Here is a 14,296-nt window from a genome sequence, read left to right as displayed (position 1 = left end):
TGTCCATGGTGTTCTACGACGCACGTCCGATCCGCACGGCAGGGCAGGTGCTGCTCGATGTCGTCGTGGTGGCCGGGATGGTCGCCGCGGTTCTGCTCGGGCGAGCGGTCTCCGCATCGATCAGCGCCCTCGCCGACATCGGAACTCGTGTCCACGACCAGGGCACCGCGTTCCAGGAGCAGTTGAGCAGCACCGCAACGGCACTCGAGAAGGTGCCGTTCATCGGCAAGTCGGTCAGCGCACCGCTGCAGGACGCGAGCCAGAGCGCGCAGCGGATCGCGGCTGCCGGAGCAGAACAGCAGCAGGAGACGCTGCACGTGGCGCACCTCCTGGGTACCTCGTCGACCGCGGTGCTGATCATCGTCCTGGTGGTGGTCTGGATCCGGTACCGCGGCGGCTTCATCCGGCTCGCCACGCTCACACAGCGCCTCGGTCAGCAGCCGGACGGAGCCGAGTTGCTCGCTGTCCGCGCGCTGACGACCCGGAACGCCGCCGGCCGGCTCGGCGTCGACGTCGTCGACCGATGGCGGCACCGGGATCCGGAGGTCATCCGCGCGCTGGCCGATCTCGAGCGGCGCTCCACCGGGCTCCGCGTGGCGCCTTCGCGGACGTCGTGACCTCCCGCCCACGAGGGCGGGATCGGGTCAGGCACAACTGGTGCGGCCGAGTCCGAGGAAGCGGACGGTGCTGATGCGGACGCTGCTGGCGGAGGTCGTCGTCCACGTCGAGGTGACGTCGGCGCGGACGGTGACACTGGAGGTGCGGAACGAGAAGAGGTCCGAGGAGCTGATCGTGGTGGATCGGGCGGTGCCGGCGCTGGTGTCGCTGCTCGCGGCGCCGTCGATGACCGTGGTGAACCGCTCGGGTGCCACCCCGTCGTAGGTCCACCCGATGGTGACCGACCCGTTCGTGTTCGACGTGCACGTCAGCGCAGTGGCCGGGGTCGCGGCCACGGTCGCCATCGTGCTGGGTGCGGTGGCGGTGGCGGCGAAGGCCGCGGCGGCCGCCGGAGCAGGTACCGCCAGCGCCGCGACGGTGCAGACAGAAGTGACGAGGAGAGCCCCCACCGCCCACGGCCGGTGGTCCTGCTGACGATGCCGGGGCCCACGTCGGGACGCCCCTGTCGTCCTGCTCGGATCTGCGACGGCGGGCAGGACGGCGAGTCCAGCGACGAGGACGAGGGCCGAACCGAGGGCGACGAGCGGGCCCGTTCGATGGTCCGCAGCCCAGAGGACGGGTGTGCCGATGAGTGGGACACGGAGGTACCCGACGCCCGTGACCGCGGACCGGGAGATGTGTGTGGAGTCGGCGGAGGGGTTCGCGTCGCCCTTCGTGGTGAGGGTCCCGTCGCTGTTGAGGGAGTCGAACCGGTGCAGCCGGAGGGTGCCGACGTGGTCGGGGTCGGCGAAGAGCAACACCTGTCCCTTCCGGAGCTCTCCCGCGGTGACCGTCTTGCTCACCACGACGTCACCCGGGTGCAGGGACGGCTCCATGGAGCCGGTCATCACCGTGGTGGTGTGCCAGCCGAGGACCATCGGAGCGACAGCCCAGAACACGAGACCGAGGACGGCAGCCAGGATCCCCCGGGCGCCGAGCACCACGGCGAACCGACCCCACACGGACGGACGCATGACCGACCTCCTCTCGTGTCCTCCCGGCCGCTCAGGAGTTCTGCGCTTCCCAGGTGAACCCGAGGCTCGCGGTGGCACCCATCAGGGAGGCCGGGGCATCCGACGAGACGGTGTAGGTGATCTGGTAGGTCTTGGTCTCCGACTTGTCGCCGGTGGGCTTCCACGTCCCGACGCCGGTGGCGTAGCTCGTTCGGGTGGACGCGAACGACGCGAGGGAGTCGTTGTACAGGAGACCGTCGGACCCGGCCGCCGCGGTGAAGCCGTTGCACGTGCCGTAGCCTCCACCGCTGCCCTGCTTGACCTGCAGGGTGACGTACGAGGCCAGCGCCTTGGTCTGCTGCACGTTCGTGGCGTAGAGCTTCACTGCACTGGGGAGCGAGCCGGTCGAGGTGACGGCGATGCAGTTCGTCCCGGTGGAACCGGGCTTGAGGTTCGACGCAGCGAAGAGCGCACCGTTCGATGCGTCGTTGCTCAACGCCACCGATCCCATCGACCAGTTGTTGGCGTCGTCCGACGAGGTGGCCGAGAACGCCGAGTACGACGCAGTGGACACGGCGACACCGGCGGCGAGCAGGGCAGCCGGGATGACGGCGAGGGTGGCGACACGGGCGATGGTGCGGTTCGGGCGACGCATGAGAGGAGATCCGTTCAGGTTGAGACTTGACTCGAATTTCGAGCTAGGTGAACCATACGCCTACAAATTCGTTCAAGTCAATTTTTGTCCCAAACGGATCTCGTCTAAGATGGGACCATGAGCGCGAGCCCTCCTCCGATGAGTGACGCCGACCAGGATCGCCTGCTGGACGAGGCGGTCGCCGCGTTCTACAGCGCTCAGGTCGAGCACGCGCACCTGATGCAGCACCTCGCCGTCACGCACGACCTGAACCCGGTCGACCTCCGCGCGCTGAAGTTCCTCGGCGCAGTCGACGACGACCGCACGCCGAAGGAACTCGGCGGGTACCTGGAGATGGGGACGGGAGCCGTCACCGCCCTGCTCGACCGTCTGACCAAGCGAGGCCTGCTCGATCGTGTCCGCAACCCGGACGACCGCCGGAGCGTGCGGATCGAGCTGAGCGCCGACGGGTTCGCGGTGGTCGGGACGCTCCGGGCCGCCTACCGCCGGGCACTCCGGCAGTCCTTGCCGCCGGAGAGCACGGAGGTGTTCATCCACTTCACCGAACGCGTGTCGCACGCCTTCCGCGAAGCCAGCGTCGACTGAGGACGACCGACTCCCTCACGCGTCCCCCTCGCGACTCACGGGAGTGGAGCTCCTCCGGCCCGACGGTGCGACGTGACGATGTCGATCTCCTCCCGCCGGAGCCCCGCCTCGACGCGGTGTCCCTCCGTGACGGTGTGGGTCGTCAGGGTGACGCGTTCGACCGGGACGACTGCTGTCGAGACCGTGATCTGTTCCTCGCGGAGGACCACGACGATCGGTTCGTGGACGGTGTCCGTGGTGCCGGCCGACACCGGTACCGCGCCGCCGATCGGCTCACGGACGAGTCGGATCTCCTCGTGACTGACGTCCACTGTGATGGTCCGCTGCTCGGTGACGATGACCCGCTCGAGCCGGACCCGTTCGATGGCGTGGCGTTCGGTGCCGATGACGAGTCGCTCTTCGCGTCGGACCACGTCGAACTGGTCCGTCCGGTCGTCACCACCCGGAGCGTCGCGCGGTGCGTGGCGAGAGGTCATGGTCTTCTCCGATGCTGGGGGCACGGTCCCGAGCGAACACGGGAGCGCGCGGATGGCCCTCGGCCCCGCCCATGGTGAGCGGGGCCGACACACAGGGCTCGCTCAGTTCGAGCGATGGGAGCTGGTCGTCGGCGAGGCAGCTCGCTTGGCCTTCCCGGCAGCCTCTTCTGCCTGCTCGACGACGGACGGCGCACGCTGGGCGTGCTGCTGGATCTTCGGGGCTTCGGCCTCGGCCTTCTCGAGGATCGCCTCCCAGCGGTGCTGCATCGGCTTGATGAGTCCGCCGCCGGCTCCGACGATGACGACGCCGGCGATGATCGCCAGGACCGCGATCAGGATCGGGGTGGTGACCGAGGTGGCCACGTCGATCTGGTTCAACGCCGCGGTCGCTCCGATGAAGACGATGAAGACCGCGACGATGTTGCCCAGCAGCTTGCCGTAGGAGAGACCACCGAGCGTGTTCTGGATCAGGCCCTTCGCTCCGGCCGCGATCGCCGCGGCGACCACGATGATGATGATCGCGACGATGATCTTCGGCAGGAACCCGATGATGCCGGCGAGGAGATCACTCACCGGGTTGGACCCGAAGACGCCGAACGCGAACTGGAGCACGAACAGCACCAGCGTGTAGTAGATGATCTTCGACACGATGTCGGAGGCGTCGAGTTTCGAGTTCGCGAGGGCCTTCTTGATGCCCCCGCGTTCGACGGCACGGTCGAAGCCGACCTTGGTGAGGAGACGCGAGAGCCCCTTCTCGATGAGCTTCGCGACGATCAGGCCGACGACGAGGATGAGCAGGAAGAGCAACGCGAGCGGGACGAACGCGATGACCGCGGCCAGTCCGTTCTGCAGAGCGGCGGGGAAGTCCATGGGGTGAGCCTTTCGGGTGAGGGTCGGGTGGACAGGGCGCAGAGGAGGCGTCCTGTGCTGGCGACGGACGTCCGGCTGTCGCCGAGCGACCGTCGCCCAGCACGATCAGGAACGGGCGTCGCGGTCCGCGATGGTCTCGTCGGTCACGGCGGTGTCGTCGAGGACGATCTCCTCGTGCGCAACGTCCTCGGTGACCTCCTGCTCGCCGGCGATGGTCTCGGTGCCGAGCCGGACGCGCTCGACCGGGACCGTCTCCTTGGCGGTGACGACGCGCTCCTCGGTGAGCACGACCTCGTGTTCTTCTTCACTCAGTGCGGGCCCCGACAAGGCATCGTCGGCGGTCGCGTCGGTGATCGGCTCCCGGCTGAGGGTGACCTCCTCGTGGCTGACGGGCACGGTCTTGGTGACCTGCTCGGTGACGATGTGCTTGCGCAGACGGGCACGGCCGGACTCGATCCGCTCGGTACCCACGTGCAGCCGCTCCTCGGAGCGGGTCATGGCGTCGTCCGTCGTCGGACCGGACGTGTCGTGCCCCTGGACGTCGGCGGAGTCCGTGCTCCGGTCGGCGTCCTGGTCGTACAGACCCGCATCCGCCGACGCGCTCGACGGGTTGCCGTAGAAGGAGTAGAGCGACTGCTCCTCGTCCGCGCTGAGCGCCCCGTCGGCGTCGACCCGCGGGGCGTCCTTCACGAAGGACTTCTCGTAGGCGACGTGGACGGCGCCGGCTTCGAACGTCGCGTCGTTCAAGGGTGCGAACGACTCCGAGGTGCCGAAGAGCCCGGTCCGCACCGTCACCCAGGTCGGAGCCTGGGTGTCGTTGTCGACGTAGACCTGGCCGACCGTGCCGATCTTGGCGTCGTCGCTCCCGTAGACGTCGGCGCCCGTGAGGTCGTTGATGCTGCTGCTGTCGATCATGGTGGTACTCCTCTTCCCCGGCAGATCGCCTGGGGTTCGATGCGGAGTGGATCCGAGGTGACGGCGGCGCACGGCCCGCTCGATCGGCGGAGACCACCACCTCGTGGACTTACGGCGTAAGCCCAGCGGGAGCTTACATCGTAAGTCGCGATAGCGTGGGTTTGTCGGCCGCGAACTCGGCGCAGCGCCCGTTGTCAGCCACGAACCGCGGATCGGCAGGGAGATCAGCCGTGGCAGCACGATCGAGGGCGAACCGTTCCGAGACGAACGCACCGAGGCTCAGCCGTGACCTCATCGTCGAGACCGCGTTGCACCAGATCGATCGGTCAGGTCCCCAGGGACTGTCCATGCGGTCACTCGCGCAGGAGCTCAGCGTGGAGGCGATGTCCCTGTACCGCTACGTGCACGGGAAGGAAGACCTGCTCGAAGGCGTCGTCGCCTCACTGATGCGGGATCTCACCTCGCAGCTCACCGAGGCCGAGGAAGCACACTGGCAAGGGTTCCTGCAAACGGTCGCCCATGCCGTCCGGCAGATCGCCACGGACCACCCGAAGGCGTTCCCGCTGGTGGCGACCCGCCACCCTGCAGCCCCTTGGCTCCGCCCGCCGCTGCGGAGCGTCGAGGTCGTCAACACGTTCCTGACCGCGCTGACGGGGAACGGCTTCACGGACGCCCAGGCGGTCAACGCGTACCGAGCGTTCAGCAGCTTCCTGCTCGGCCAGCTCCTCCTGCAGTCAGTGGTCAGCGGTGCCGAAGCAGGCCCAGCCGAGGAACCGCTCGACGAAGGAGGCGCCGCCATCCCCGAGGGCGACGGCAACACGTCCCTCGACGTCGCACCGGAGGTCCGCCGACTCCGCACGTTGTTGAGCGAGGACCGCAGCGACGAGGAGTTCGAGGTCTCCCTCGAGGCACTCCTCGACCGACTGGACCGCGAACTGTCGCAATGACCCGCGACCGCGGTCCGGCGACGCGGCCGTCAGACGTGGGCGTCGAGGTGCCCACCCCACACCTTGTACGTGTCGCGGTACCGGTGCTCGTCCGACTCGGGCCGCCACACCGACCGCGTCAGCTCGTCCGGGAACCCGACTGCGCGCACCCGTGGACAGGCTTCGACGACGAGTCGAGTCCGCGCGTTGAGGCGACGACCGTGCACCCCGGCTGCGAGCCGAGCCGGCCGGGACAGACTCCCGGCGTTGTCGAGGGGTGGGATCTCACCGATGACGACCTCGGCATCCACGGGCACCACCTCGCGCAGGGCAGCGATCGTGTCACGGACGCGTTGTTCCCACACCCTCGTCGGCAGGACCCGGAGCGCATCCGTGATGCCGACCAACACGACGACGAGGTCGCACCGCCCCAGGTCCTCGCGGTGGGCGGCGATGACGGATGGGAGTTCCCGGACACTCGCCGACGGTGCGGGGAGCATCTTCCAGGAGACGCCGCGCGCGGTCCGTGCTGCCCGGTGCCGAGCGAAGAACGCGGGGAGCGAGAGCTCGTGGGTGCGGACGCCGAGCGACAGTTCGCCCCGCTCACCCACGAACACCACGCGATCCGGGTCCGGGCCGGGCACCGTGCCCTCCATCGCGTCGTCCGGGTAGAAGTCCCCGGTCGCGTCGAGGCGACGGAACACGAACTCGACGACGCGCGCACTGCGCGACGGGAACCTGAACACAGCGCGGCGCAACGACTTCGTCCGTGACACTGCCCCACCTCTTCCGAGCACCTTCACCGACCGGGACCCGGTCGGTGTCCGGTTCCTCCAGCGTAGGCAGCGGCCCACCGCCAGGACACCGCGCCATCCACCTTGCGCGCCGGCCACGGGCCACAGACGACAGGCGGAGCGCGACGCGATCGGCACGCCTTGCCATCGAGGCAGGTGTGCGCCACTGTGTGGAACACGAGCTCGCTTCGAGGAACAGGGGCCACATGCTGTCGTTGGTGTACGTGAGCACGATGAGCCGACCGGTCACGGACGAGGAACTCGCCGAGATCCTGGTGGTCGGTCGCGAGAAGAACCTGCAGCTCGGCATCACGGGGATCCTCGCCCACCAGGGGAGCAACTGCATCGGCATCATCGAGGGCGACGACGAGGTCGTGCGGGAACGGTTCGAGGGCATCCGTCAGGACCCCCGTCACACCAACGTGCGCCAGGTCGCCGCCGACACCGTCGCGACGCGGTCCTTCCCGGAGTGGTCGATGGCGTTCCAACCGGCGGACCCGTTGATCAAGGAGATCCCGGGGTTCCTCGACCTCTTCGCCGACGGGCACGCGCCCGACCCCGCCACCGGGACGTCCCGCGCGACGGCCCTGCTGGAGTGGTTCCGGAAGCACCCCCTGGCGCCGCTGACGAACCAGCACGGCGACGACGGCGTCGAGCTGCGCACCCGGATCGTCAACGCGACGATCACGGCGCTGCACGACACCGGGGTCGAGCAGGTCGACGTCGACACCGTCGCCGCCCGGGCCGAGATGACCGTCGACGAGCTGCGCACCCACTTCCCCACCCGCGAGAGCCTGCTGACGGCGACGGTCGACCGGTGGTCGAGCTCCGTGTCACGGCCCCTGCGGCCGATCGCGGACACGCGCGGCGCGGTCGCCTACCTGCACGCGCTGGTCGTGGCGTACTCGGAGGAACCGGCGCTGATGCGACTGCTCGCCTCGACGCTCGCCTCGAGCACCGACCCCGGGCACGAGGGCGCGGAGTACTACCGCACCCTGTACCTCCGGTTCCGTCGGACCGTCCGGGAAGCACTCGAGCGGGACATCCGGGTCGGTCGCGAACCGGCCACCATGGATCCCGCGCGTGCCACCGAGCAGCTCCTCGCGCTCTACGACGGTCTGCGGATCCAGTCGCTCCTCATCGAGGGGTTCGACATCATCGCGTCCTTCGACCGTGCGGCGTCACGGCTGCGGCGGGGGTGGGCCGAGGACTACCGGCACACGGACCTCTTCGAGATCCCGGTCGAGGGCACGGGCGATCACAACGCCCGCGAGAAGCAGACCGACTCAGGGTCGTCGCGGTAGGGCCCGAACGGCTGGATCCGCACGAACCCGTTCCGGCTGAACAGCGCGGCGGCGTGCGGCTGCAGCACGCCGAACTCGGCGACGACCGCCGGCGCCTGCAGCTCTTCGGCCTGCGCGAGCAGTTCGAGCACCAGCAGGTCGCCGACGCCCTGCCCGCGGGAGTCCGGTCGGACGAACAGCCGCCGGATCTCGAAGACCCCGTCTCCCGCGGCACTGAGCGACGCGCTACCGAGTGCCAGACCGGAGGGGTCGCGGGCGATGACGTGCACGGCGGCGGTCGCCTCGGTCAGCGGACGGCCACGGTCGGCCGGGCGGCCGTAGATCCGGTCGACCTCGATCCGCGCCGCGGCGCGCAGCCGGACGGCGTCCTCGTGGTCGAATGGCTCGGCCGCGACCGAGAACGTCAGGTGCTGCATCGTGGTGTGTTCCTCGCCCGGCGCCGCGTCGTCGCGGGTGCCCCGTGGGTGATCGGTGTGCGTGCCGCCGCTCGAACCCGAATCGAGCGGCGGCACGGTGTGCGCGCTTCCGCTCGAACCCGAATCGAGCGGTGGCGCGTGCAGACGGCTGGCGTCTGCCCTCGGACGCCCTAGCGTCCGTGGTCTGCGGTGGGTCCGGGTCAGCTCACCAGGTCGAGGTCCCACACGGGGGCGACGTACTCGCGGGACCATCCCTCGCGCAACCGGGTGACTGCCCGGTCGAACGCTTCGAGCAGGTCCATCTCGGGGCGCACCATGGACTGCAGCTGCAGTCCCTCGTAGGTCGCGAGCAGCTGCTCGGCGCCGCGCGACGGCTCCATGGTGCTCGGCTCGCGACCGAGCAGGCTGTCGCGCTGCAGGGAGTCCTGCACGAAGGCGTGGAAGCGGCGCCACCGCGCGTGCAACATCGGCGCGAGCGGGTGCTCCGGTGACGCCGCGATGTTCAGGGTGGCGGTGAGGAAGCGCATCAGGGACGGGTCGGCGATGTTCGCGGTCACGATCGCACGCAGGAACGGCACCGTCCCGAACCGTTCGGCGAGTGGCATGAGCGGTGCGGTGCGCTGCTCGTTCCAGTGGTCGATGGTGGCCAGGAGCAGACCGTCCCAGCTGGGGAACGTCCGCTCGACCACGTCGACGTCCTGGCCGGCGTGGTCCGCGACGACGGCCGGGGTCACCTCGTGGAGCGGACGTGTCCGCAGTGCCGTGATCATCCCGTCCACGACGGCCGATCGGAGGGCAGCATCGTCCGAGGTCCGGCGCGATGATTCGATGTGCATGCATACACCCCACCAGGCACACCGGTCCCACCCAAGCCCCCGAACGGGGATCGCGCGCAAAACGGACCAGCACGATCCGGCCACGACACTTCCCACCGATCGACCTGCGAGCGATACTCATCCCATGCAGTGGGGACGGATCGTACCGGTCGTGGTGCTGGCCCTGGTGGTCACCGGCGGGCTCGCGGGGTGCGATGCGGAGGGCCGGGTCCAGCCCCGCCGGGACACCGAGGAGAAGAGCGTGGCGTGTGCCTCGCGCATCGCACTCGACACTCCGGCCGAACGCCGTGCAGCTGCTGACCTCGTCGTCGATGCGGAGGTCGACAAGACCGGCCGCACCGTCGAGTTCCAGGGCGTCTACGACGTCTACGACGCGTCGGTCACCGACGTGTCGAAGGGCGACGACCCCGGCCACACCATCCAGGTCATCAGCACCTCGGACCAGTGCGAGACGAGCGGTGAACCCGTCGAGTACCTCGACGGCGACGTCCTCGCAGCGGAAGGAACGTTCCGCCTCTACCTGACGAAGGCCGACCCCGAGGACGACGACAGCGTCTGGCGTCTCGTCGTCCCCGGCGCCGCCGAGCCGCTCACCACCGGCTGACGCCCGGCACGCACCACGCGCGCCCTACGGCTCGGGGACCGCCACGATCCGGTTCTGGTACGCCCACACCACGGCCTGCAACCGCGACCGCACCCCGAGCTTCGGCAGCATCCGCGCCAGGTGCGACTTCACGGTCGAGACCTCGAGCACGAGAGCGACCGCGATCTCCTCGTTCGACATCCCCTGCGCGAGCAGCAGCAGGACCTCGCGTTCGCGGGCGGTGAGCACTCCGTCTGCCCGGTCCCCCGACACCGGCTGCAGGCTCCGTCGCGACGCGAACTCGCGCAGCACCCGCCGGGTCAGGGCCTGGTCGAGCGTCCCGTTCCCCGCGGCGACCTGCCGCACGGCGTCGACGATGGTGTCCGGCTCGGCATCCTTCAGCAGGAACCCGGAGGCACCGGCCTCGAGCGCACCGAACACGTAGTCGTCCAGGTCGAACGTCGTGAGCATCAGCACCGGGATCGCCGGGTCGGCGTCGGGAGCGCAGAACAGCCGCGCGAGCTCGATGCCGTTCTTCACGGGCATCCGGATGTCCAGGCAGGCCACGTCGGGTCGCAACGAGCGCGCCAGCGCGAGCGCCTCGCCGCCGTCGGCGGCCACGCCGACCACCTCGATGTCGGCCTCCGCGCCGAGCAGGGCGGACACCCCGGCACGGACCAGCGGCTGGTCGTCCGCCACCAGCACGCGGATCACGCGACCACCTCGTCACCGTCGGTGGCCTGCGCGGGTGCGGCAGGTGCCTCCCGTCCGAGCGCCAGCTCCACCAGCCATCCGCCGGTGGCGGTGGGACCGGTCTGGAGGCTCGCCCCCACCAGGTCCGCCCGCTCGCGCATCCCCCGCAGGCCGTTGCCGCCCGACGGTGAGGTCGGCGCTGCCGGAGCGGCGGCCGGTGCGTTCTCCACCCGGATCACCACCCGGGTCGGGTCGCGGTCGTCGACGGTGACCGTGCACGGCGCGGACGGGGCGTGCAGGGCGGCGTTGGCCAGCGCCTCCTGCACCGTCCGGTAGGCGGCGAGCTGCGCGAGCGGGCCGACGCCGTCGGCCAGTGCCTGCGCTCCGTGCTGGTGGTAGCCAGCGAGCACGTCGAGGCGCACGTCGCTGCGGAACCGGGCACGCTCGACCAGGTCGACGATGCCGGCGACCGTCTCGACCGCGCGTTCGGCGGGGACGTCCTCGCGCAGGAGCCCGACCAGGCGGCGCAGGTCGTCGAGGACGGCGGTGCTCTGCTCCCGCACCTGACGGGCACCCTCGTGCGCGCGCTCCGGGTCGCTGTCGATCTGCCGGTCGATCACGGCGGCCATCAGGGCGATGCCGGACAGGTGGTGGGCGGCGATGTCGTGGAGCTCGCGGGCCATGGCGGCCCGTTCACGGGACACCGCCGCGTCGACCAGGGCGTCCTGTTCGCGGAAGACCGCGCTCGCCTCGGCGGTGCGGGCGGCGCGGACCTCGCGGCGGGACCGCACCAGCAGGGTGACCAGGAGCGGGAGCCCGACGGCGCCGACGGCCTGCAGGACGCCCTGGCCGAGTGCGCCGGACAGTCCCTGCGTGACGTCGCCCCGGAGCGCTCCGCCGGCGACCGCGGACAGGACCGTGCTGCCGGCTGCCACGAGCGCGGCGGCGACCAACAGCGTCGGCCACAGGCGAGCGAGTGAGACGCGGAGGGCGGCGAGGACGACGGCGACGACGACTGGCAGCGCGGTGAGGCCGAACAGGTCGAGCGACTGCGGAGCGAGCGCGGCGACGAGCACCGGCAGCGCGGACACCGCGACGAGCACGGTTCGTGGTGCCCGACGGGCGGCGAGCAGGGCGGCGGACTGGACCAGCAGGCCGAGCGCCAGGACGGTCCACGCGGCGGTGAACGGTGCCGGCACCCGCAGTGCCAGGGCGGGGCCGTCCGGCTCGAGGGCGTCCAGCGGCGGCAGGCCGAGCAGCAGGCCGAGGGCCACGACGGCCGTGCCGAGCGCGACGAGCACGTCGACGCGGCGGTCGCGGGTGCGCGGGTCGCCGTCGCGCGGCGGACGGGTGCGCGGGTCAGCGGAGGCCATCGTGTGATCCTACGAGGCGGGTGCGGGCGGGGACCGGGGCGTCGATCGGCAGCGCACGGCGCGCCGGGTCGTAGCCCAGGCGGCCGCGGGTGACGACGAGGAGCACCGCGGCGGCGACGGTCGAGGTGATGGTCAGGCCGATCATCAGCGTGCCGGCGGTCATGCTCGGGTACATCTCCGGGAACAGCGTCGAGATCGTGTTGTTCACGCCGACGTGCAGCAGCAGCGCAAGGGGCAGGCTCTCACCGGTCTTGTTGAACACCTGGATCATCACGACGTTGAACGTGATCGTGAACAGGGCGAAGACCACAGGCTCGCTCCAGTGCGCGTTCGGCCACCCGCCCCAGTCGCTCAGGTAGAGCGGCATGTGCCAGAGTGCCCAGATCGGACCGAGGATCGCGGCGGCTCCGAGCCCGCCGAAGCGGTGCTGCAGCCGGGGCAGGGCGAAGTCGCGCCAGCCGGGCTCCTCGCTCAGGCCGGTCGAGAACAGCTGGATGAGCAGGCCGGGCACCAGGGCGGCGAACGCCAGCGCCGAGGGGGCGCGCACGTCACCGCCGGCGAAGGGCAGTGCGGACGCGACGATCACGGCCGGCACGACGACGAGCGCCAGGGCGTACCAGTACCAGGCGACCCGCCAGCGGAACAGCCGGCCGACCCAGCGACGGAGGCCCGGACGGCCGTCGGCGACCGCGGTGACGATGAACGCGCCGCCCAACGGGCCGAGCAGCGCCCCGGGCAGCACGCCGGTGAACTGCGCGGAGCCGAGGACCTCGGGGAAGTGCAGGTCCCACACGCCCAGGCCGTGCGGCGACAGGATGTACGGGATCCATGCCAGCCAGCTGAGGCCGAGCGCGAGGGTGAAGAAGGACGCGAGCGGGTGCCGGGCGATGACGCCGCTGACTCCCCCTCGCTCCCGCGGAGTGGTGCCGGCGGTGGGCCGGGCTTCGGTGGTGTTCGTCATGCACACGACGCTAGGAATCAGCGCGCTCGGGGACGACCGGCTTCGGGATGCACCTGCGGGAGTTCCATCGAAGGATGCAAGGGCTCCCGGGCCGCTCAGGCGGTGTGCTGGGCGGCCACGTGGGCCAGGACGACGGGGTCCTCACAGCCCCGGGCGAAGCCGCGGATGCGCCGGTCGATGTCCCGCTGCAGCACGAGCACGCCGATCCGTTCGGCGAGCGGCGCCAACCACTTCGGCCGGCAGGTGAAGTTGTACCGCCAGACCGCCAGCGTGCGCCCCGGCTCGCCCTCGGCCGCGGTGAAGCGCCACCCGCCGCCCATCCGCTCGAAGAACCACGACCCCTTGGTCATCTTCATCCCGACGTTCGACGGCGGGTGGTACGAGACGTACTCGCTCTCCATCGCGAAGCCGAACCGCTGCACGGTGTACGTCCGCACACCCTTGCCGGGGACCGTCGCACCACCGACCAGGTGCTGGCGTCGGATGAAGGGGTCCCAGCGCTTCCGGATCGCTCCCTGCGTCTGCGAGACGGCGAAGGCGACGGCTGGTTCGACCGGCACGACACAGCGGGACTCGACGACGGGCATGAGTCATCCTCGCACGGCACCGTGCACGGTGCGACGTCCGCCGGCCCGTGCGAGGTTGCACACTCCGTGCGCGGACAAAGCCCCCGCACCGAAGAGGCAACCTCGCACCGGACGAAAGGGCTCGCACCGTGCGAGCTCGGTCGGCGCGGCGTCAGCGCAGGGCGGCCCGGAGCGCGTCGGCGATGGGCGCGAGCGCGGCGTCGATCTCGTCGGCGACCCGAGCGTGGGTCGCCTCGGACCGGCGGTAGGGGTCGTCGACGTCGTCGTCCGCGGGGTCGGCCGGCGGCGGGACGGTGCCGCGCAGGCGTGCGACCCGTTCGACCAGGGCCTCGGGCGAGTGCACGTCGGCCAGGTCACCGGGCTCGAGCCCACCGAGGACCCGCGCGAACTGCTTGATGGTGAACGCCCGCTTCGTCGCCCGGGGTGCGAGCGACACCGCGGCCGCGCGGTGCGACCGTTCGGCCGTCAGCACCAGGTCGGCGTCCTCGACGATCGCGGTCGTCAAGTAGCGCGAGCCGTGCCCCGACGGATCACCGCCGAGCCGGACGGACTGTGCTGCGGCGGCGCCGTCCATCGCGGCGCCGTCGTCGGCGATGGTGCCGGCGGACTCGACCACGAACGCCGCAGCGTCCGGGCCGAGTCGCGCCGTCAGGACCTGCGCGCCGAGCGGCGAACGACAGATGTTGCCGCTGCAGACGAACAGGACCCGCAT

At 70.7% G+C, this 14,296-nt stretch carries 18 protein-coding genes; 5 read left to right on the top strand and 13 right to left on the bottom strand.

Annotated elements, in window-relative coordinates; genetic code table 11:
* Positions 1-5 precede the first annotated feature (5 nt).
* Positions 6-617: a hypothetical protein gene (locus DEJ14_RS02925; protein WP_111086136.1), complete on the top strand. Its 612-nt coding sequence runs from the start codon at positions 6-8 to the stop codon at positions 615-617.
* Between the two features lie 27 nt (positions 618-644).
* Here DEJ14_RS02925 and DEJ14_RS02920 read toward each other — a convergent pair whose 3' ends face one another.
* Both DEJ14_RS02920 and DEJ14_RS02915 read right to left on the bottom strand, forming a co-directional pair.
* Entirely contained in the window at positions 645-1,631 is a 987-nt protein-coding gene (locus tag DEJ14_RS02920; protein WP_111086137.1) for a signal peptidase I, read from the bottom strand.
* A gap of 31 nt (positions 1,632-1,662) precedes the next feature.
* On the bottom strand, positions 1,663-2,265 hold the full coding sequence (locus DEJ14_RS02915) for a hypothetical protein (RefSeq protein WP_111086138.1): 603 nt from the start codon (positions 2,263-2,265) through the stop codon (positions 1,663-1,665).
* 117 nt (positions 2,266-2,382) lie between these two features.
* Between DEJ14_RS02915 and DEJ14_RS02910 the strand changes: the two genes are divergently transcribed.
* Positions 2,383-2,850 carry a MarR family winged helix-turn-helix transcriptional regulator gene (locus tag DEJ14_RS02910; RefSeq protein WP_258373332.1) on the top strand — a complete coding sequence of 156 codons (468 nt, stop codon included), beginning with the start codon at positions 2,383-2,385 and terminating at the stop codon, positions 2,848-2,850.
* Positions 2,851-2,885: 35 nt separating this feature from the next.
* Here the strand turns inward: DEJ14_RS02910 and DEJ14_RS02905 are convergent, their stop codons facing one another.
* From DEJ14_RS02905 to DEJ14_RS02895, 3 genes are all read right to left on the bottom strand, one after another.
* Entirely contained in the window at positions 2,886-3,326 is a 441-nt protein-coding gene (locus DEJ14_RS02905; protein WP_111086140.1) for a YsnF/AvaK domain-containing protein, read from the bottom strand.
* A gap of 102 nt (positions 3,327-3,428) precedes the next feature.
* On the bottom strand, positions 3,429-4,196 hold the full coding sequence (locus DEJ14_RS02900; protein ID WP_111086141.1) for a mechanosensitive ion channel family protein: 768 nt from the start codon (positions 4,194-4,196) through the stop codon (positions 3,429-3,431).
* Between the two features lie 105 nt (positions 4,197-4,301).
* On the bottom strand, positions 4,302-5,111 hold the full coding sequence (locus tag DEJ14_RS02895; RefSeq protein ID WP_111086142.1) for a DUF2382 domain-containing protein: 810 nt from the start codon (positions 5,109-5,111) through the stop codon (positions 4,302-4,304).
* A 230-nt stretch (positions 5,112-5,341) separates the two neighbouring features.
* On the opposite strand from DEJ14_RS02895, the gene DEJ14_RS02890 reads away from it, so the two are divergent.
* Positions 5,342-6,058, top strand: coding sequence for a TetR/AcrR family transcriptional regulator C-terminal domain-containing protein (locus tag DEJ14_RS02890; protein ID WP_111086143.1), 717 nt, complete (start codon positions 5,342-5,344; stop codon positions 6,056-6,058).
* 29 nt (positions 6,059-6,087) lie between these two features.
* Here the strand turns inward: DEJ14_RS02890 and DEJ14_RS02885 are convergent, their stop codons facing one another.
* Positions 6,088-6,813, bottom strand: coding sequence for an SGNH/GDSL hydrolase family protein (locus DEJ14_RS02885; protein ID WP_111086144.1), 726 nt, complete (start codon positions 6,811-6,813; stop codon positions 6,088-6,090).
* 224 nt (positions 6,814-7,037) lie between these two features.
* Here DEJ14_RS02885 and DEJ14_RS02880 point away from each other — a divergent pair, with 224 nt between their 5' ends.
* Positions 7,038-8,135 carry a BLUF domain-containing protein gene (locus DEJ14_RS02880; protein WP_111086145.1) on the top strand — a complete coding sequence of 366 codons (1,098 nt, stop codon included), beginning with the start codon at positions 7,038-7,040 and terminating at the stop codon, positions 8,133-8,135.
* Here DEJ14_RS02880 and DEJ14_RS02875 read toward each other — a convergent pair.
* Together DEJ14_RS02875 and DEJ14_RS02870 are read right to left on the bottom strand one after the other, a co-directional pair.
* The gene (locus DEJ14_RS02875) at positions 8,090-8,647 is read right to left on the bottom strand and encodes a GNAT family N-acetyltransferase (protein WP_181437600.1); all 558 of its coding nucleotides are present in this window, start codon (positions 8,645-8,647) and stop codon (positions 8,090-8,092) included. The two genes, DEJ14_RS02880 and DEJ14_RS02875, sit on opposite strands and share 46 nt — an antisense overlap.
* 104 nt (positions 8,648-8,751) lie before the next feature.
* Positions 8,752-9,387 (bottom strand): TetR/AcrR family transcriptional regulator, encoded by a 636-nt coding sequence (locus DEJ14_RS02870; protein ID WP_131881141.1) that lies wholly within the window; start codon positions 9,385-9,387, stop codon positions 8,752-8,754.
* 124 nt (positions 9,388-9,511) lie between these two features.
* On the opposite strand from DEJ14_RS02870, the gene DEJ14_RS02865 reads away from it, so the two are divergent.
* On the top strand, positions 9,512-9,991 hold the full coding sequence (locus DEJ14_RS02865) for a hypothetical protein (protein ID WP_111086146.1): 480 nt from the start codon (positions 9,512-9,514) through the stop codon (positions 9,989-9,991).
* A gap of 24 nt (positions 9,992-10,015) precedes the next feature.
* Here the strand turns inward: DEJ14_RS02865 and DEJ14_RS02860 are convergent, their stop codons facing one another.
* The 5 genes from DEJ14_RS02860 to DEJ14_RS02840 all read right to left on the bottom strand — a co-directional run bounded on the left by DEJ14_RS02860 (position 10,016) and on the right by DEJ14_RS02840 (position 14,296).
* The gene (locus DEJ14_RS02860) at positions 10,016-10,684 is read right to left on the bottom strand and encodes a response regulator (RefSeq protein ID WP_111086147.1); all 669 of its coding nucleotides are present in this window, start codon (positions 10,682-10,684) and stop codon (positions 10,016-10,018) included.
* Positions 10,681-12,036 (bottom strand): sensor histidine kinase, encoded by a 1,356-nt coding sequence (locus DEJ14_RS02855; RefSeq protein WP_111086148.1) that lies wholly within the window; start codon positions 12,034-12,036, stop codon positions 10,681-10,683. Before DEJ14_RS02855 ends, DEJ14_RS02860 begins: the two co-directional genes overlap by 4 nt.
* Positions 12,023-12,997: a CPBP family intramembrane glutamic endopeptidase gene (locus DEJ14_RS02850; RefSeq protein ID WP_111086149.1), complete on the bottom strand. Its 975-nt coding sequence runs from the start codon at positions 12,995-12,997 to the stop codon at positions 12,023-12,025. The genes DEJ14_RS02855 and DEJ14_RS02850 overlap by 14 nt, the downstream gene beginning before the upstream one ends.
* 95 nt (positions 12,998-13,092) lie before the next feature.
* A complete protein-coding gene (locus DEJ14_RS02845; protein ID WP_111086150.1) occupies positions 13,093-13,584 on the bottom strand; it encodes an SRPBCC family protein in 492 nt (163 codons plus the stop codon).
* Positions 13,585-13,735: 151 nt separating this feature from the next.
* Positions 13,736-14,296, bottom strand: coding sequence for an arsenate reductase/protein-tyrosine-phosphatase family protein (locus DEJ14_RS02840; RefSeq protein WP_111086151.1), 561 nt, complete (start codon positions 14,294-14,296; stop codon positions 13,736-13,738).

This window comes from Curtobacterium sp. MCJR17_020 (genome assembly GCF_003234365.2).
Taxonomy (GTDB): Bacteria; Actinomycetota; Actinomycetes; order Actinomycetales; family Microbacteriaceae; genus Curtobacterium.
This window is presented reverse-complemented; position numbering and strand designations above follow the sequence as displayed.